Source organism: Streptomyces sp. NBC_00569, assembly GCF_036345255.1.
Lineage (GTDB): Bacteria > Actinomycetota > Actinomycetes > Streptomycetales > Streptomycetaceae > Streptomyces.
Genome location: NZ_CP107783.1, coordinates 1,465,571 through 1,483,416, shown reverse-complemented (window position 1 = coordinate 1,483,416; position 17,846 = coordinate 1,465,571). Strand labels below are relative to the sequence as shown.

The 17,846-nt window shown below is 70.8% G+C and carries 17 protein-coding genes; 13 read left to right on the top strand and 4 right to left on the bottom strand.

What is annotated here, in order from left to right; all coding sequences use genetic code 11:
* The first annotated feature begins 112 nt into the window (after positions 1-112).
* Positions 113-1,333 carry a transglycosylase family protein gene (locus OHO83_RS06930; protein WP_266677822.1) on the top strand — a complete coding sequence of 407 codons (1,221 nt, stop codon included), beginning with the start codon at positions 113-115 and terminating at the stop codon, positions 1,331-1,333.
* Here the strand turns inward: OHO83_RS06930 and OHO83_RS06925 are convergent.
* Positions 1,323-2,354, bottom strand: a complete 1,032-nt coding sequence (locus OHO83_RS06925; protein WP_266677824.1) for a DMT family transporter — start codon at positions 2,352-2,354, stop codon at positions 1,323-1,325. The genes OHO83_RS06930 and OHO83_RS06925 overlap by 11 nt on opposite strands.
* Before the next feature lie 221 nt (positions 2,355-2,575).
* On the opposite strand from OHO83_RS06925, the gene OHO83_RS06920 reads away from it, so the two are divergent.
* Complete coding sequence (locus tag OHO83_RS06920) at positions 2,576-3,310, top strand: (2Fe-2S)-binding protein (protein WP_405634097.1); 735 nt, start codon at positions 2,576-2,578, stop codon at positions 3,308-3,310.
* A 33-nt stretch (positions 3,311-3,343) separates the two neighbouring features.
* Here the strand turns inward: OHO83_RS06920 and OHO83_RS06915 are convergent, their stop codons facing one another.
* Entirely contained in the window at positions 3,344-4,537 is a 1,194-nt protein-coding gene (locus OHO83_RS06915; protein ID WP_266677826.1) for an RNA-guided endonuclease InsQ/TnpB family protein, read from the bottom strand.
* A gap of 159 nt (positions 4,538-4,696) precedes the next feature.
* On the opposite strand from OHO83_RS06915, the gene glgA reads away from it, so the two are divergent.
* The 5 genes from glgA to OHO83_RS06890 all read left to right on the top strand — a co-directional run bounded on the left by glgA (position 4,697) and on the right by OHO83_RS06890 (position 12,942).
* Entirely contained in the window at positions 4,697-5,860 is a 1,164-nt protein-coding gene (gene glgA, locus OHO83_RS06910; protein WP_266677828.1) for a glycogen synthase, read from the top strand.
* Positions 5,861-5,950: 90 nt separating this feature from the next.
* Entirely contained in the window at positions 5,951-7,171 is a 1,221-nt protein-coding gene (gene glgC / locus OHO83_RS06905; protein WP_266677830.1) for a glucose-1-phosphate adenylyltransferase, read from the top strand.
* A gap of 153 nt (positions 7,172-7,324) precedes the next feature.
* Positions 7,325-9,670, top strand: coding sequence for a GH92 family glycosyl hydrolase (locus OHO83_RS06900; protein WP_266677832.1), 2,346 nt, complete (start codon positions 7,325-7,327; stop codon positions 9,668-9,670).
* Between the two features lie 158 nt (positions 9,671-9,828).
* Positions 9,829-11,235, top strand: coding sequence for a wax ester/triacylglycerol synthase family O-acyltransferase (locus tag OHO83_RS06895; RefSeq protein WP_330278888.1), 1,407 nt, complete (start codon positions 9,829-9,831; stop codon positions 11,233-11,235).
* A 195-nt stretch (positions 11,236-11,430) separates the two neighbouring features.
* Positions 11,431-12,942, top strand: coding sequence for an SDR family NAD(P)-dependent oxidoreductase (locus OHO83_RS06890; RefSeq protein ID WP_266677836.1), 1,512 nt, complete (start codon positions 11,431-11,433; stop codon positions 12,940-12,942).
* A gap of 4 nt (positions 12,943-12,946) precedes the next feature.
* Here the strand turns inward: OHO83_RS06890 and OHO83_RS06885 are convergent, their stop codons facing one another.
* A complete protein-coding gene (locus tag OHO83_RS06885; protein ID WP_329432522.1) occupies positions 12,947-13,768 on the bottom strand; it encodes an SDR family oxidoreductase in 822 nt (273 codons plus the stop codon).
* Positions 13,769-13,807: 39 nt separating this feature from the next.
* The gene (locus OHO83_RS06880; protein WP_330278887.1) at positions 13,808-14,389 is read right to left on the bottom strand and encodes an inositol oxygenase family protein; all 582 of its coding nucleotides are present in this window, start codon (positions 14,387-14,389) and stop codon (positions 13,808-13,810) included.
* A 173-nt stretch (positions 14,390-14,562) separates the two neighbouring features.
* On the opposite strand from OHO83_RS06880, the gene OHO83_RS06875 reads away from it, so the two are divergent.
* The 6 genes from OHO83_RS06875 to OHO83_RS06850 all read left to right on the top strand — a co-directional run bounded on the left by OHO83_RS06875 (position 14,563) and on the right by OHO83_RS06850 (position 17,691).
* Positions 14,563-15,048: a fluoride efflux transporter FluC gene (locus OHO83_RS06875; protein ID WP_266677842.1), complete on the top strand. Its 486-nt coding sequence runs from the start codon at positions 14,563-14,565 to the stop codon at positions 15,046-15,048.
* A complete protein-coding gene (locus OHO83_RS06870) occupies positions 15,045-15,401 on the top strand; it encodes a DUF190 domain-containing protein (protein WP_330278886.1) in 357 nt (118 codons plus the stop codon). The genes OHO83_RS06875 and OHO83_RS06870 overlap by 4 nt, the downstream gene beginning before the upstream one ends.
* A complete protein-coding gene (crcB, locus tag OHO83_RS06865) occupies positions 15,398-15,772 on the top strand; it encodes a fluoride efflux transporter CrcB (RefSeq protein ID WP_330278885.1) in 375 nt (124 codons plus the stop codon). The genes OHO83_RS06870 and crcB overlap by 4 nt, the downstream gene beginning before the upstream one ends.
* A 113-nt stretch (positions 15,773-15,885) precedes the next feature.
* Complete coding sequence (locus OHO83_RS06860) at positions 15,886-16,662, top strand: DUF4142 domain-containing protein (protein WP_266677848.1); 777 nt, start codon at positions 15,886-15,888, stop codon at positions 16,660-16,662.
* A 321-nt stretch (positions 16,663-16,983) separates the two neighbouring features.
* Positions 16,984-17,157 (top strand): hypothetical protein, encoded by a 174-nt coding sequence (locus OHO83_RS06855; protein ID WP_100592955.1) that lies wholly within the window; start codon positions 16,984-16,986, stop codon positions 17,155-17,157.
* A gap of 54 nt (positions 17,158-17,211) precedes the next feature.
* The gene (locus OHO83_RS06850) at positions 17,212-17,691 is read left to right on the top strand and encodes a GNAT family N-acetyltransferase (protein WP_330278884.1); all 480 of its coding nucleotides are present in this window, start codon (positions 17,212-17,214) and stop codon (positions 17,689-17,691) included.
* The last annotated feature ends 155 nt before the right edge of the window (positions 17,692-17,846 follow it).

The window sequence follows — 17,846 nt, the reverse complement described above, 5'->3', positions numbered from 1 at the left end:
CAGCGCCCCCTTGGCACCTCTTGACTGCCCGTGTCACCCCTGTGCGGGTCTTGTCACGAGTGTGCCGGAGCGGCTAACTTGCCGCTTCTGACGTGTGTCTGAGGGGGCTTCCATGGCCGTACGCGGTCGGCATCGCCGGTATCAGCCGAACCGGATCAACCGGGCTTCGCTCACCGTCACCGCGGGCAGCGCGGGGATGGCGATCCCTCTCATCGGTGCGGGCGTGGCGCACGCCGCCGACGCCAACACCTGGAACAAGGTCGCGGCCTGCGAGTCGAGCGGCAACTGGAGCATCAACTCCGGCAACGGCTACTTCGGCGGGCTCCAGTTCACGCAGTCCACCTGGGAGGCGTACGGCGGCACCGCCTACGCGGCGCGCGCCGACCGCGCCACCAGGGACCAGCAGATCGCCGTCGCCGAGAAGGTCCTCGACGGGCAGGGTCCCGGCGCCTGGCCGGTCTGCTCGGCCCGCGCCGGCCTCACCCGCGGCGGCGACACTCCAGGACCGCACACCGAGACCGTCCGGCAGAAGCCCCAGCGCACCGTCAAGGACGTCAAGCCCGAGGTCACGCCCCAGTCGACGGCGGGCACGGCCCAGATGTACACGGTGGTCGGCGGCGACACCCTCTCCGGCATCGCCGACGCCCGCGAAGTTCCCGGCGGATGGCGGAAGTTGTACGAGGCGAACCGCCGCACCATCGGCTCGGACCCCGACCTCATCCTGCCGGGACAGCGGCTCGCCCTGCACCCGTCGGCGAAGCCGGGCGGCCCGGCCGCCCCGCAGAAACGTGAACGGCCGGCCCAGAAGACCACCGAGAAGCACGAGAAGACCGACAGGAAGAGCGACCAGAAACGGGACACCGCACCCGCGAGGAAGACCGGTACGGCCACCGCCGCCCGGCCGCGGACCGAGAAGCCGGCCGCGTCCCAGGACGTCATCGCCCCCGTCTCGGCGAGCCTCAGCACCCCCTACCGCGCGGCTGGTTCCTCCTGGTCGAAGGGCTACCACACGGGCGTCGACTTCGCCGTGTCCACCGGCACCACCGTCAAGGCCATCGCCGCGGGCCACGTCGTCTCCGCGGGCTGGGGCGGCTCGTACGGGTACGAGGTCGTGATCCGGCACGCGGACGGCAAGTACAGCCAGTACGGCCACCTCTCGGCGCTCAGCGTGAAGGCGGGACAGCGGGTCGTGGCCGGCCAGCGCATCGCGCGCTCCGGCTCCACGGGCAACAGCACGGGCCCGCATCTGCACTTCGAGGTGCGGACGGGGCCCGGCTTCGGTTCCGACATCGACCCGCTGGCGTATCTGCGGGCGCACGGCGTCAGGATTTGATGCGCTCGTCGCGGGGGCTGTACCACTCGTCGTAGTGGCCGCCCTTGCCCCTTCGGCCGCGCGGACCGGCGTCCCGCGCGGGCGCCCCGACGCGCCGCGTCAGCGGTTCGCCGTCGGTGATCTCGCGCGGCGACCCGGGCGCGGGCTGAGCCGGCAGCGCCGCGACGACCGTCTCGGCGGCCGCCTTGCGCGACCCGCTGATCCGTTCCGTCGTCAGCAGGATCAGGCCGCCCGCGGCGACGACACCACACGCGAGCGCGAGGGCGGTGCCCGTCGCGCCGTATCGGAACGTCTCGCCGAACAGTGTGAGACCGACCGCCGCCGCGACCACCGGGTTCACGACGGTCACCGTGGCCAGCGGAGCCGCGAGGCCCGCGCCGCGGTACGACGCCTGGGACAGGAGCATGCCGGTCGTGGCGAGCGCCGCTATCACCAGGAAGCTCGAGAACTGCGCGAACGTCCCGTCCTCCGTCCACTCCACCGCCACGGACTTCGTGAACACGGACGCGATGCCGAACGCGACGCCGGCCGCGCCCGCGAGCAGGACGCTGCGCACCACGGGGTGGCGGTGCGCAGCGTGGGCGAGCGTCATCAGGGCGAGGACCGCACCGGCCGTCACGAGGGCGACCATCAGCCGCTCCGCGCCCTCCAGGGACTGCTCGGACGCCGACCCCGTCAGGGAGAGCAGACCGGCCAGACCCACCGTGGCCATGATCGCGCCGCGCCAGGCGGTGGCCCCGGCCTTGCGGTGCACGAAGAGCGCCGCCATCGGCAGCGCGAACACGATCGTCAGCGCGCCCAGGGGCTGGACCAGGCTCAGCGGCCCGTACGCCAGGGCCGCCACGTGCAGGAGCGCCCCCAGACCGTTGAGCACGACCGCGCACCACCACACCGGGCGGCGCAGCGGCGCATAGGTGTGCTGGGGCGTGGAGACCGCGACCCGTTCCTGGAGGATCGCGCCGCCCGCGTATGCGACCGCGGAGACGAGGGAGAGAAGCACGGCCAGCGTGAGGGCGCTCATCGGCCGCTCCTCACTGTGCGGCAGCGCATCCCGTGGCGCGGCGAACGGTCGGTTTCCATACCTCTACGATCTCTCTTTCCGGCGCTCACGTCGTCGTACCTGAGCACGCATTGGGTCCTACTGCCGATGGAGTACGACCGGCCCCGGCTCCTCCACCCGGTGGGGGACACGGGGTGCACCCCACCCGTGACCTGCGAGCGCCTACTTGCTGTACTGAGGCCGTGACAGCCCACATCGACCTGCGCGAACTCGTTTCCCTCGGCGGATTCTTCGCTCTGCGCGACACCGGCGCGGCAGAAAGTGATCTGCCGACGCTGGGGCGCGTCTATCAGAGCGACGCACCGGTCCGCGACCCCCTCGCGTACCGCGTCGAGAAGGTCGCGCGAGCACTCTCCGTGCCCGAACCACGCGTCGCCGTGTCCGTCGCCCAACTCGGACTCGCGGCACGCCTCTGGTCGCTGTCACTCGGCAGCGCCGCCCTCTTCGGGCGCGTCCCCGACCTCGACCCCGCGCTGCTGCACTGGAACCCCGACGCCGGTGCGCCCGACGACCTGTTCCTCGCCGGTACGGGGCAGCTCCCCGCCGACAGCGCGCACATCGCGGAGCTCGTCCTCGACCGCCACCTCGAACCGCTGTCGGCCGCACTGCGCGCCCGCTACCGCGTGTCCGCCCCGCTGCTGCGCGGCAACGCCGGGTCCGCGCTCGCCGGCGCGGCCCGCGAGATCAGCCGCTGGGCGCGCCGCGCGGGGCGCCCCGACGTCGCCGCCCGCGCCCGCCTCCTGACCACGGAACTCTTCGAGGACCCCCGCCTCACCGCGACCGGCACCCGCACCGGCACCGCCTTCCGCCGCACGAGCTGCTGCCTCATCTACCGCACCCCGGGCGGCGGTCTCTGCGGCGACTGCTGCTTCGAGCGGCCGCCGCAGCACTCTTCCCCACCGGCCGCTTCTGGGTGACCTTGACGCTCCCCTCCCTGAAGGGAGGGGTTCTTACGGCTCGCGCCGTGAGGTTTCCTGTTTCATCGCCGACTGCCCGCCCGGAGAACTCCGTTGAGGTCTTACACCAGCTCCGCAGGCTGCAACCGCCCGCCCGGCGGCCAGAAGGTTCTTCGCTGCGTTCGCGTCCCGGTCATGGGTCGTGCCGCACTCACACGTCCACGTGCGGACACTGAGCGGCATCTCGTCAGCCAAGGTGCCGCAGGAGGAGCACAGTTTCGAGGAGGGGAACCACCGGTCGACCGCGATCACCTCACGCCCGTACCAGGCGGCCTTGTACTCCAGCATGCTCCGGAACTGAGACCACGCGGCGTCGCTGATGGCGCGGGCCAGTTTCCGGTTTTTGACCATGTTGCGCACGGTCAGGTCCTCGATCACGAGCGTTTGGTTTTCGCGCACGAGCCGAGTGGTGATCTTGTGCAGGGCATCGCGGCGGCGGTCCGCGATCCGGGCGTGGATCTTGGCGACTTTGCGCCGGGCCCTGGCCCGGTTCGCCGAGCCTTTGGCCTTCTTCGCCAGCCTGCGCTGAGCTTTCGCAAGTGCGATGCGGTCGCGGCGCTCGTGCCTCGGGTTGGCGATCTTCTCGCCCGTCGAGAGGGTAAGGAGGTGGTCGAGACCGGCATCGATACCGGCCGCGGCATCACTGGTGGGCAGGTGCCTGATGCTGGGGTCGTCGCACAACAGAGAGACGAACCAGCGGCCGGCCGCGTCCTGCGACACCGTCACCGTGGAAGGGCTCACACCGTCCGGTAGCGGTCTCGACCACGCGATGCGAAGGGACTCGCTCATCTTCGCGAGTCTCAGCTCACCGTCCCTGAAACGGAACGCCGAGGTGGTGTACTCGGCGGACTTCCGCGACTTCTTCCGGCTCTTGAAGCGCGGGTATTTGGCCCGCTTGCCGAAGAACTGGGCAAACGCTCCTTGCAGGTGCCGCAGGGCCTGCTGGAGCGGGACCGACGAGACCTCGTTCAGATACGCCAGTTCCTCGGTCTGCTTCCACGCCGTCAGCATCGCGGAACTCTGGTTGTAGTTGATCCGCTCCTGCCGCGCCCACGCCTCGGTCCGAGCGGAAAGCGCCATGTTGTAGACCTTCCGCACGCATCCGAACGTGCGCGACAGCTCCGCGGCCTGCGCATCCGTCGGATAGAAGCGGTACTTGAACGCCCGCTTCACCTGCCTCGTGGTCACACTCGCAAACTACCGCCGCCACACGTGACGTTCAAACCCGCGGGTCAAAGCACTGCGATCCACCCTGGCGGCGAAGCCCAGCCCGTTGCCCGCTGTCCTGCCCCGCAGAAATCCGATTCCTCTCCGCCCTGAAGGGCAGAGTATCCACGGAGGTATCCGATGAGAGTGGGACTGCTGACCCGGGAGTACCCGCCGGACGTCTACGGCGGCGCGGGCGTCCATGTCGAGTTCCTCGCGAGGGAGTTACGGTCCCTCGTCGACCTCGACGTGCACACCTGGGGCGAGGGCGGCGCCGAGGGGCTGCGCCGGCACCGCGCCTGGCAGGCGCTCGACGGGGCGAACGACGCCCTGCGCACCTTCTCCGTGGACCTGTCCATCGCCGCCGCGCTCGAAGGCCGCGAACTCGTCCACTCCCACACCTGGTACGCCAATCTGGCGGGCCACCTGGGCAAGTTGCTCCACGGCATCCCGCACATCGTGACCGCGCACTCGCTCGAACCGCTGCGCCCCTGGAAGGCCGAGCAGCTCGGCGGCGGATACGCCCTGTCGAGCTGGGCCGAGCGCACCGCCGTGGAGGCGGCCGACGCGGTCATCGCGGTCTCCGGAGCCATGCGCGACGACATCCTGGCCTGCTATCCGGCGATCGACCCGGCGAGGGTCCGCGTCGTCCACAACGGCATCGACTCCGCGCTCTACCGCCCCGACCCCGCCACGGACGTCCTCGCCCGCATCGGCGTCGACCAGGAGCGCCCGTACATCGTCTTCGTCGGTCGCATCACGCGGCAGAAGGGTGTTCCCCATCTCCTGAGGGCGGCCAAGGAGCTGGACCCGTCGGCGCAGCTGGTCCTGTGTGCCGGGGCCCCCGACACCCCTGCCATCGGGCGTGAGTTCCGCACCCTCGTGGACGAGTTGCGCGCCCTGCGGAACGGTGTCCACTGGATCCCGCAGATGCTGCCCCGCGCGGAGGTGGTTCAACTCCTCACTCACGCACGGGCGTTCGTCTGTCCGTCGGTGTACGAACCTCTCGGCATCGTGAACCTGGAGGCGATGGCGTGCGGCACCGCCGTCGTGGCCTCCGCTGTAGGCGGCATCCCCGAGGTCGTCGCCGACGGGAGGACCGGCCTCCTCGTGCCCTACGAGGAGCGGGACCCGCGGGCGTTCGAGAGCGGGCTCGCGCAGGCCCTGAACCGGCTGGTGGCCGACCCCGCAGAGGCGGCCCGCATGGGCGCCGCCGGGCGTGAGCGCTCGGAGCGAGAGTTCGGCTGGGACACCGTGGCCCGGCGCACGGCCGATGTGTACGACGAGATCCTCAAGGCGACATAGTCCGTCAACCAGGCGATGTAGTCCGTCAACAAGGCCAAGTAGTCCGTCAACAAGGCCAATTGGATCCTCAAGGTGAAGCTGGGGGCTGGGATGCGCGGTGGACCTTCGGTGCTCGGGATCGTACTGGCGGGCGGGGAGGGCAAGCGTCTGCTGCCACTCACCGCCGACCGGGCGAAACCGGCGGTCACCTTCGGCGGCACGTACCGCCTCGTCGATTTCGTCCTGTCCAACCTCGTCAACGCCGACATCCTGCGCATCTGCGTCCTGACCCAGTACAAGTCGCACTCGCTCGACCGGCACGTCACGACGACCTGGCGCATGTCGAGCCTGCTCGGCAACTACGTCACGCCCGTCCCGGCCCAGCAGCGCCTCGGCCCGCGCTGGTACCTCGGCAGCGCGGACGCCATTCTCCAGTCCCTGAACCTGGTCCATGACGAACAGCCCGACTACATAGCGGTGTTCGGCGCCGATCACGTGTATCGCATGGATCCGCGTCAGATGTTGCAGCAGCACATCGAGAGCGGCGCGGGCGTCACGGTCGCGGGCATCCGTGTACCCCGCGCGGACGCCTCGTCGTTCGGGATCATCACGCCGGCCGGTGACGGCACGCGCGTGGACCGCTTCCTGGAGAAGCCGGCCGACCCGCCCGGCATCCCCGGTTCCCCGGACCAGGTGTTCGCCTCCATGGGCAACTACGTCTTCACGACGAAGACCCTCGTCGACGCGTTGCAGCAGGACTCCGAGACGCCCGACTCCGTTCATGACATGGGTGGTTCGATCCTTCCGATGCTCACCGAGCGCGGCGTCGCCCAGCTCTACGACTTCGACGGCAACCACGTCCCCGGCGAGACGCACCACGAGCACGGCTACTGGCGGGACGTCGGCACTCTCGACGCGTACTACGAGGCGCACCTCGACCTGCTCTCGGACAAGCCCGCCTTCAACCTCGACAACCGGCGCTGGCCCATCTACACGCACCCCGGGCAGCTGCCGCCCGCCAAGTTCTGCGCGGGCGGCATCGCGGGCCAGTCGATCGTCAGCCCGGGCTGCGTCATCCGCGGCCAGGTCACCCGCTCCGTCCTGTCCCCGGGCGTCACCGTCGAGGAGGGCGCGGTCGTCCAGGGCTCGGTCCTGCACGACAACGTGCGGATCGGCCGGGGTGCCGTGGTGCGCGGTGCCGTGCTCGACAAGAACGTGGACGTCCCGCCGGGCGCGACCATCGGCGTCAACCCGGAGCGGGACGCCGAGCTGTACACCGTGTCGAAGGGCGGGGTGATCGCGCTGGGCAAGGGCCGACAGGTCGTGGCCTGACGGACCCTGACATCTCGTCGGCGGGGGCCCTGAGCCGCGCCTCGCGGGCAGGCTCCCGCTGTCGAGTCTCTTGACGAGTACACGCAGGCGACAGAAGAATGATCGCGCTGCGCTTTGACAACGTTGTCTAGGACTCGAGGAGGCGGTCTCGCCATGAGATGGACCCAACGGCTGCGCGGAGCGGGGACGGCGGTGGCGGCGGCCGCGCTCCTGGGTGGTGCGCTCGCCGTGCCGTCGGCCCAGGCGGCCGCGGCCACCGACGAGGGCCGGCTCACCGATCTGGTCAACCCGTTCATCGGCACCGAGAACGAGGGCAACACCTACCCGGGCGCCGCCGTGCCCTTCGGCATGGTGCAGTTCTCGCCCGACACGGGGCACAACACGGGTTACGACTACTCCGAGAACCACATCCGCGGCTTCTCCACCGTGCATCTGTCCGGCGTCGGCTGCGGCCTGGGCGGCGATCTGCCCGTGCTGCCCACGACCGGCGACATCACGTCGACCGACTACGCGAAGTACGCGGCCGAGTTCAGCCACGACGACGAGAAGGCGAGCCCGGGCTCGTACAAGGTCGGTCTGAAGACGGGCATCGAGGCCGAGCTGACCGCGACGAAGCGCACCGGCGTGCAGCGCTACACGTTCCCCGCCACCGACAAGGCCAACGTCCTCATCAATGCCGGTCAGTCGCTGCACAAGACCCTGAACACCAAGGTCGAGATCCTCGACAACCGCACCGTCCGCACGGCCATCACCGGCAGTGGCTTCTGCCAGGACACCAAGCCGTACACGGTGTACACGATCACGCACTTCGACCGGCCGTTCGCCACCTCGGGCACGTGGAAGGGCGACGCGGTCACCGAGGGCTCGAAGGAGTCGACGGCCGGCGGTGAGCGCAGCGGCGCGTTCGTCCGCTTCGACACCTCCAAGGACCGCAGCGTGGAGGCGACCACGGCGATCTCGTACGTCGACGCGAAGGGCGCGGCACTCAACCTCCGGTCCGAGGGCGGCCGTTCGTACGACAGCGTCGAGCACGCCGCACAGGCCGCGTGGGAGGACCGGCTCGACGACGTCAAGGCGCAGGGCGGCAGCGACACGCTCCGCCGCACCTTCTACTCGTCCCTGTACCGCTCGTTCCTCGCGCCGAACATAGGCAGCGACGTCGACGGCCGCTACACGGGCTGGGATCAGAAGATCCACCGGGCCAAGGGCTACACGTACTACCAGAACTGGTCCCTGTGGGACACCTACCGCACGCAGGCGCAGCTCCTGTCGCTGCTCGCGCCGCGTGAGTCCCGTGACATGGCGATCTCCGTCATCAAGATCGACGAGGAGAGCGGCTGGCTGCCCAAGTGGGGCTACGGCACGGTCGAGACGAACATCATGACCGGCGACCCGGTCACCCCGTTCCTCACCAACGCGTACCAGCAGGGTCTGCTCAAGGGCTACGAGGAGCAGGCTTACCGCGCGCTGAAGAAGAACGCCGACGGGGTCCCGCCCGCCGACTCCGCGCCGGTCGGCCGTGAGGCCAACAAGGAGTACATCGCGGACGGCTTCGCGCCGTACATCAAGGACCGCGCGCATGTGAAGCCGGGCGACTCCGACTACGACCACGGCGCCTCCGCGACCCTGGAGTACGCGCTGTCCGACGCGATGCTCGGGCAGATGGCGAAGGACCTGGGTCACAAGGACGACGCGGCGCGGTACACGCAGCGGGCGCAGAACTACCGGAAGATCTTCGACAGTTCGACCGGCTTCTTCCGGGCGCGGGACGCGGCGGGCGCCTTCACCGGCCCGGCCGACCCCGCCCAGAGCGAGGGCTTCCACGAGGGCACGTCCTGGCAGTACCAGTGGCTCGTCCCGCAGGATCTGCCCGGCATGGTCGGCCTGATCGGCGGCACCAAGGCGGCCAACGACCGCCTCGACTCGTTCTTCGCGTACGACCAGCTGGTGCAGGACCCCGCGAAGACCGCCCGTGAGGTGTGGGTCAACGGTCCGTACGCCTACTACAACGCGGACAAGTACAACCCGCAGAACGAGCCCGACCTGATCGCGCCCTACACGTACCTCTCGACCGGTCAGCCCTGGAAGACGACCGACGTCGTGCACGCGGCGCTCACGCTCTTCACGGACGCCCCGACCGGCATGACCGGAAATGACGACCTCGGGACCATGTCCGCCTGGAACGTCCTGTCGTCGATCGGGATCTTCCCGGTCCAGCCCGGCACGGACACCTGGGGCCTGTCGACCCCGGTCTTCGAACGGGTGGACGTGACCCTCGACCGGCGCTACTACCCGAAGGGCCGCCTCACGGTGAAGGCTCCGGGGACGTCGGACTCGGCGCGGTACATCCAGTCGGCGCAGGCCGACGGAACCGCTTTCGGGAAGACGTATCTGACGACGGACGACATCCGCGGGCTGCGGGAGCTGTCCTTCACGGTCGGCGACAAGCCCTCCACCTGGGGCACCTCCGCCGACGCGGCGCCGCCCGCACTGAAGTAACGCCACCACACGCCCCACCAGCAACACGAGACCCGTCCCTTCACAGAGGGGGCGGGTCTTAATCTGTTGTTTACTGTGTGTAGCTTGATCGTACTTGACCGTAATCACCGGAGAGCGGTTGACTGCTTTCCCCCGTCGTCGACGCGAGAGCGGCCTCAGTGAACTCTCAGCAGTCCCAGCACTCTCGGCCCGAGCCGAGCCCGGACCTCCTCGCGCCACTCGACCTGGCGTTCTGGAACATCGAGACCGCCGAACACCCGATGCACCTGGGCGCGTTGGGAGTGTTCGCCGCAACGTCGCCGGGCGACGCCCGGCACGCGGTGGAGCTCCTCGCCGCCCGCGCCCCCGCCGTCCCCGGACTGCGGATGCGCATCCAAGGGGTGCGGATCCCCGTGGGTGGCGCGGCGCGCGTGCCCGTACCCGACTTCGACCCGCTCGACCACGTACGGCTGAACGAGCCCACCGCGGACTTCCACGCGTCGGCCGGTGCCCTCATGGAGCGGCCGCTCGACCGGGCGAGGCCCCCGTGGGAGGCACATGTCCTGCCGGGGGCGGACGGCACCTCGTTCGCCGTCCTGTTCAAGTTCCACCACGCGCTGGCCGACGGGCTGCGGGCGCTGACGCTCGCCGCCGGGGTGATGGACCCGATGGACCTGCCCGTCTCCCGGACGGCGCCCCCCACCGAGACGCCCCGCGGGTTCCGGCTGCCGTTCCCCGGCATGCGTGACCTCCGGCTCGGCGACCTCGACCCGCGCAAGCTGCCCGGCCTCCTGCGGGACAGCGCCTCCAGCGCCGTCACGGCCCTCGACATCGGCACCGCCGTCGTCCGCGCCACCATGGACGTGCACACCTCGGCCGCCTTCTCGTCGAACGCCACGGGCACCCGCCGCACGGAGGGCGTCGTCCTGGAACTCGACGATGTGCACCGGGTCCGCAAGACGGTCGGCGGCACCGTCAACGACGTCCTCATCGCCGTCGTGGCCGGGGCCCTGCGGCGCTGGCTCGACGAGCGCGGCAACGGCAGCGAAGGGGTGCGCCCGCGGGCCCTGATCCCCGTCTCGCGGCGCCGTCCCCGTACGGCCCACCCTCAGGGCAACCGGCTCTCCGGCTACCTGGTGAAGCTGCCGGTCGACGAGGACGACCCGCTGGCCCGGCTGCGCTCGGTGCGTACGGCCATGGACCACAACAAGGACGCGGGCCCGCAGCGCGGCGCCGGCGCCGTGGCCCTGCTCGCCGACCACGTGCCGCCGCTCGGTCACCTGATCGGCGGGCCCGTCGTCGCCCAGGCGGCCCGGCTCCTGTTCGACATCCTGGTCACGAGCGTGCCGCTGCCGAGCCTCGGCCTGCGGCTCGGCGGCTGCCCGCTCACCGAGGTCTACCCGCTCGCTCCGCTGGCCCAGGGCCAGTCCCTCGCCGTGGCCGTGTCCACGTACCGGGGGCGTGTGCACTACGGCCTGGTCGCCGACGCGGCCGCGGTCCCCGACCTGGACGTGCTCGCGACCGGCATCCGCGAGGAACTCGCTGCCCTGGTGAGGGTGTGCGAGATGGAGCAGCGGGGGCTCTGAGGGGGAGGGGTGGCGTCGCACCGGCGCCGTACCGGACCGCGGTCCAGGACCGGCGTTCCCGGCCCGGTCCTGGAGCGGGATAAACTGCCCACTTGGCGGAATGTCGACAGCAGGTTGTATGGTTCCGCCTTTTGGGAGCATCCGCGGTCACTCACAGCACGCCGCGGTCCGAGTGACGCGAGGAACGCAGCGGCGATGACGATGACAGAGGACAGCCCGATGGGCGCCACCGACGCCACGGTGGTGTCACAGGAGTCGTTCGGCCCCGGGATCGACCCCGAGCGGCTCGCGGTCTGCCTGAGCGTGCTCGACGAACTCGACAAGCTGGACGTCGACCACCCCGACGCGATCCAGGTCCGGCGGGCCACGGCCGGTGTCTACCGGACCGTGAAGCAGCGCCGCCGCCAGGAGCGCCGCGCCGCGAAGACCGCCCACGACAAGGCCGTCACCGAGGCGACCGCGACCGGCTCCGCCGAGCGCATCGACGACGAGACCGAGGGCCTCCTGCCGTCCTCGCAGGTCGAGGAAGGCAGGCTCGCGGGGATACTCCAGCGTCCCCGCTCCTGCTACACCTGCAAGGCCCGGTACGTCGAGGTCGACTACTTCTACCACCAGCTCTGTCCCGAGTGCGCCGCCGTGAACCGCGCCAAGCGCGACATCCGCGCCGACCTCTCCGGCAAGCGTGCCCTGCTCACCGGCGGCCGCGCCAAGATCGGCATGTACATCGCGCTGCGCCTGCTGCGTGACGGCGCGCACACGACGATCACGACGCGATTCCCCAAGGACGCCATCCGCCGCTTCAAGGCGATGGACGACTCGGCCGACTGGATGGACCGCCTCGAAGTCGTCGGCATCGACCTGCGGGACCCGGCCCAGGCCGTGGCGCTGGCCGAGCAGGTCGCCGAGCAGGGCCCGCTGGACATCCTCATCAACAACGCGACGCAGACCGTGCGCCGGCTGCCCTCCGCGTACGCCGCCCTCGTCGAGGGCGAGAGCGCCCCGCTGCCGGCCGGTGAGCTCCCCGCCCACCACGTCATCGGCGCGTTCAACTCCGGCGCGGTCGACGGCCTGACCGCGCTGCCCGCCGGTATCTCCGGCCTCGACGCCCAGAAGGTCGCCGATCTCGCCCTGGTCGCGGGCAACGCCAGCGTCGCCCGGCACCGCGACGGCAGCGCCATCGACGCGGGCGGCCTGGTCCCGGACGTCGTCGAGAGCAACACTTGGGTGCAGACGATCGAGCAGATCTCCCCGGTGGAGCTCCTCGAGACCCAGCTGTGCAACTACACGGCGCCGTTCATCCTGATCAGCGCGCTGCGCCCGGCGATGTCCGACGCGGCGAAGAAGGCGTCGAGCGGACGCGCCTACGTCGTGAACGTCTCGGCGATGGAGGGCGTCTTCGGCCGCGGCTACAAGGGCGCGGGCCACCCGAACACGAACGCCGCGAAGGCCGCCATGAACATGGTGACGCGGACCAGCGCCCAGGAGATGTTCCAGACCGACGGCATCCTCATGACCTCGGTCGACACGGGCTGGATCACCGACGAGCGCCCGCACTACGACAAGCTGCGCCTCGCCGACGAGGGCTTCCACGCCCCCCTCGACCTGATCGACGGCGCGGCCCGCGTCTACGACCCGGTCGTCCGCGGCGAGGCCGGCGAGGACCTGTACGGCGTCTTCCTGAAGGACTACGCGCCCGGCAAGTGGTAATGCCCTAGGGCGAGCCCGGCAGCCGGTGACGGAGCTGCTGGTGGACGGCATCAGTGAGGCCCGGCGACGCGGCCCTGACCCTGGTTCCGCCGTCCACCAGGAGGTCGGCCCCCGTCACCCAGGCGGCCTCGTCCGACACGAGCCAGCGCACCGCCCGGGCCACGTCCTCCGGCTCCCCGATCCGGCCCAGCGGCAGCCCCGTCGCCACGGACTCCTCGGCGTGCTCCCACACGAAGCGCGCCATCTCCGTGCGGACGAGGCCGGGCGAGACGGAGTTGACCCGCACCGACGGGGCCAGTTCGCCCGCGAGCTGCTGCGTCAGGTGCAGCAGCGCCGCCTTGCTGGTGCCGTAGGCGCCCACACGGGGGCCGACGTGCCCGGCGCCCTCGGTGCAGATGTTCACCACGGCCCCGCCGTGCTCCGACATCCAGGCCCGCCAGGCGCACTGCACCAGCCGCAGCGGCGCCTCCACGTTGACCGTGAACGCCTCGCGCCAGGCCTCCGGATCCGCCTCCATCAGCGGACCGTACGGTTCGTTGGTGGCGGCGTTGTTCACCAGGATGTCGAGCCGTCCGTACGCGTCGAGCGCCCGCTCCGTCAGCTCCCACAGATGCGCGGGATCCGCGACGGACCCGGCCAGTCCCGTGGCTTCGGCGCCGCTCTTCGTCAGCGCGGCGACGGTCTCGCGGACCCCGTCCGGATCACGCGCCGTCACACACACCCGCGCCCCGGCACCCGCGAGCGCCACGGCGACGGCCCGGCCGATGCCCCGCGACCCCCCGGTCACGACGGCGACCCTGCCTTCCAGCGAGAGCTCCGAAGTCATGGGGCGTACGGTCTCATGACGGAGCGTCAGTCCGACATGTCAACTACGTAGGGATGGTGTGAAGTTGGTGGACCGGTACCCCTGCGCCACCAGCTCCACCACCGGTCGCCAGTCCTCCATGACCCCGGCGTCGAGGCCCACCACCTTGCCCGCGTCGTCCGCCTGACGCAGCGTCACCGCATCGTCGGCCAGCGGGTCATGGGCGAACGCCGCCACCTCCTCGGGCGTCATCGGCCCGCCCTGCGTCTCCAGCGTCAGCGCGCTCTGCGGCGACAGGCCACGCGTCGGGTCCGATGCCGCCAGGTAACGCTTGGCCGGGACATGCAGCTGCACCAGGCGTGCCACCCGCTCCCCGAGCAGCCCCCGCACCGCGGCCGCGGCCGTGTCCGCGTGGCCCGCGTCGTCGCCGGGGCGCAGCAGATGGCCTATGTCGTGGACGAGCCCCGCGAGCTGGAGCTCCTTGTCACTGGGGTGGCCGCGGCGCAGCAGCGCGGCGGTCTGCAGCGCGTGGTCGTGCAGGTCGACGGGGTCGCCGCTGCGGTCGGGGGTGTCCCACGCTCCGCGGCAGGCGTGCAGGAGATCCATCAGCTCGTCGACGCCGCGCAGCTCGACCCGTGTCATGTGTGGCTCCTCCCTGGGGCCCGTATGCCGGTGTCCCGGCAGGACACCATGGCCATCTTTCGGCGGGGACAACGGGACATTAACGGTGCGTCCGGACGGGCGATAGGCTGACCGCAGGCAGTGATCTTCAATGGTGGCGCGGCGCGCCGGGGCCGAGGAGGAGACGGGTACGGATGACAGGTGGGCAGTCCCCGGCGGTGGACGAACCCCGTGATCCGGACGTCGATCTGCGCGTGCCTGCCCAGCGGCGCGCGGGGCTGCGGGCGCAGGGCCCGATCGTGGCGGTCGTCTCGCTCGGCGGCGCCGTAGGCGCCTGCGCCCGCTACGGCGCCGGTCTCCTGTGGCCCACGTCGCCCGGAGCGTTTCCCTGGACGACGATGTGGGTGAACGCGCTCGGCTGTTTCGTGATCGGCGCGTTCATGGTGATCATCACCGACGTGTGGGCGGCGCACCGCCTGGTGCGGCCGTTCTTCGGCACCGGCGTCCTGGGCGGCTTCACCACGTTCTCGACGTACGCGGTGGACATCCAGCGCCTGGTGGACGGCGGCCGGGTCCGTACGGGCCTGGTCTATCTCGCGGCGACGCCCCTGGCGGCGTTCGCCGCCGTCGGGCTCGGAGTGGCGCTGACGCGCCGCGTCCTGGCGTGGAGGAAGCGATGACGCGACTGACCGGGCGTGCGCTGCGGCTGACGGTCTTCATCGGTGAGAACCACACGTGGCACCGCAAGCCCCTGTACAGCGAGATCGTGCACCGGGCGCACAAGGCGGGCCTCGCCGGGGCGAGCGTCTTCCACGGTATCGAGGGGTTCGGGGCGTCGTCCCTGATCCACACCTCGCGGCTGCTCTCGCTCAGCGAGGACCTGCCCGTGGCCGTCGTGATCGTCGACACCGAGGCGCGGGTCCGGGCGTTCCTGCCGGAGCTGGACGAGCTGGTGTCGCAGGGCCTGGTCATGCTCGACGACTGCGAGGTCATCCGGTACGTGGGCCGGGAGAAGGGCGGAACGCGGGCGTGAACTGGCTCCTCGTGATCGCCGGCGCGATGGTCGGCGCACCCCTGCGCTATCTCACCGACCGGGCCGTGCAGACCCGCCACGACAGCGTCTTCCCGTGGGGGACGTTCACGGTGAACGTCTGCGGCTCCCTCGTGCTGGGCCTGCTCACCGGCGCCGTCGCCGCGGGCGCCGCCTCGCCGCAGGTGCAGCTGCTCATCGGCACGGGCCTGTGCGGGGCCCTGACGACGTACTCGACGTTCTCGTACGAGACGTTCCGCCTGGGCGAGGACGGGGCGCGGCTCTTCGCCGTGGCCAACGTGGCCGCGAGCGTCGCCGCCGGCCTCGGCGCCGCCTTCGCTGGGGTCGCGCTGGCCGACGCCTTCTGGGGGTAGGCCGAAAAAAGGGGCGCGAAAGTCTGAACGCCACCCGCGTCACGTCCGTACCCTCCCGTACCAACAAGTAGCTCGCCCTCGCGGCGAGTTGACGCCGGTATCGGGAGGATTGCTTGCGACGCATCAACGGGACCGCGCTCATCTTCGCCGCCCTGGTCGCCACCCTGGGCGCACTCGCCTTTCCGATCTGGTCGTACGCCGACCGCTCGGGCACCGGGTCGGCCAACCTGAACGCGGGCAGCGTGGCCACCCAGTGGGGCCCCCTGTCGGCCACCGACCGGGACTTCCTGGTCAAGGTGCGGCTCGCCGGACTCTGGGAGATACCGGCCGGCCAGCAGGCCATGGAGCGGGCGCCGACGCAGGCGATCAGGATGGCGGGCGATCACCTCGTCGTCGGCCACACCGACCTCGACAAGCGTGTCCGCTCGGTCGCGGGCCGACTCGGCGTGGAGCTGCCGAACCAGCCCAACCCGCAGCAGCAGGGGTGGCTCAACGAGCTGACCGCCGCGAGCGGCAAGGACTACGAGAACAAGTTCGCGAACCTGCTGCGCGACTCCCACGGCAAGGTCTTCGCGCTGATCGCCCAGGTCCGCCACACCACCCGCAACAGCCTGGTCCGCGAGCTCGCCACCGACGCCAACCAGACCGTCCTCGACCACATCACGATGCTGGAGAACACGGGCGACGTGGACTTCGACGCCATCGCGAACGAGGCCGCGGGCGCCGCCACCGCGAGCCCCACCGGACCGCCGCCCCCGGGAGGTGTGCTGCCACCCGCTCCGAACCCCGCCGAGCCGTCCGGTTCGCCCGATGTGACCTCCCAGCCGTCGGCCGAGTCGACCGACGATCCGGGGCGATCGATCAACACGGCCCGGCCGGACCCCACGTAGTCGTCGCCCAGTCGGGTGTCATATGGCCGGTGGCCGAATGAATCCCCGGCGACCCCCAGCCGTCTCTCTGGTTTCGGCCCCATCGAGCGCGACCCTGCTCATATGGTTACTCTGTCTGTAGCCGACGGACAGCACAACGTGGTCCAACCAGCACCCGTGGTCCGTCGCGGGACGTCCCTATCCAGGGTCGCCCATGCAGAAAACCGGCGCCACCGCGCCCGAACCGGTAGAGAAACCAGGCCCGACCGGGCGCCGGACGCCCGACGGGAACGCCGGGTGCGACGCGCCGGACAGGGTTACCCGACACACAAGGAGTGCGCGGTGACACCAGAGAAGACGAATCGCGAGCAGCGCCCCCGAGAACGCACGGAGCGCGCGGGGCGGCGGCCCGAGAAGCTGGGCAGCCTCGACGTCTGGGCCCGCTCGGCCCCCATCAGGCTCGCGGGCTACGAGGACGACCTCGCGGAGCCCCACATCCTCCCGAGCGTGGACTGAGCGGCCCCCGGCTCCGTATCCGTCCCTGACCGGCCGCGTGCCGGACTCACGCACATGCTGATCAGGGACGCGGAGGACGAGGACCGGGCGCAGATCTGGCCGTTCCGGCGGCAGATCGTCGGATCCCGCGAGACGTACGCCTGGGACCCGTACACCCCCGAGGCGCTGGCCCGGACCCTGTGGATGGGTCCGGGCCAGCGTGCGTACGTCGCCGAGGTGGACGGCGCTGTCGTCGGCTCGGCCTATGTCGCGCCGAACTACGGCGGTCCCGCCGCCGGCATCGCCAACGCGGGCTTCATGGTCGACCCCGCCCAGGGCGGCCGCGGCATCGGCCGCGCCCTCGCCGAGCACGTCCTGGAGCGCGCGAAGGCCGACGGTTACCGAGCCATGGCGTTCAACGCGGTCGTCGAGACCAACCGCGCCGTCGGTCTGTGGACCTCCCTCGGTTTCACGATCCTGGGCACGGTCCCGGACGCGTTCGAGCACGCCCGGCACGGCAGGGTGGGGCTGCACATCATGTACCGCGCGCTGTGACGCGCCGACTCCCGACGGTGCCGGATCCCCGGAGATCGGTTGCGCGCCTTCTTCGCACGCGCTGACAGACGGCCGTTTTCGGACATTCGTCGCGGGTGCCGCTCGGGGCTCGGTCCCGATGAGCGGTCATCGGATCACTCTCTCAACTACCGCCT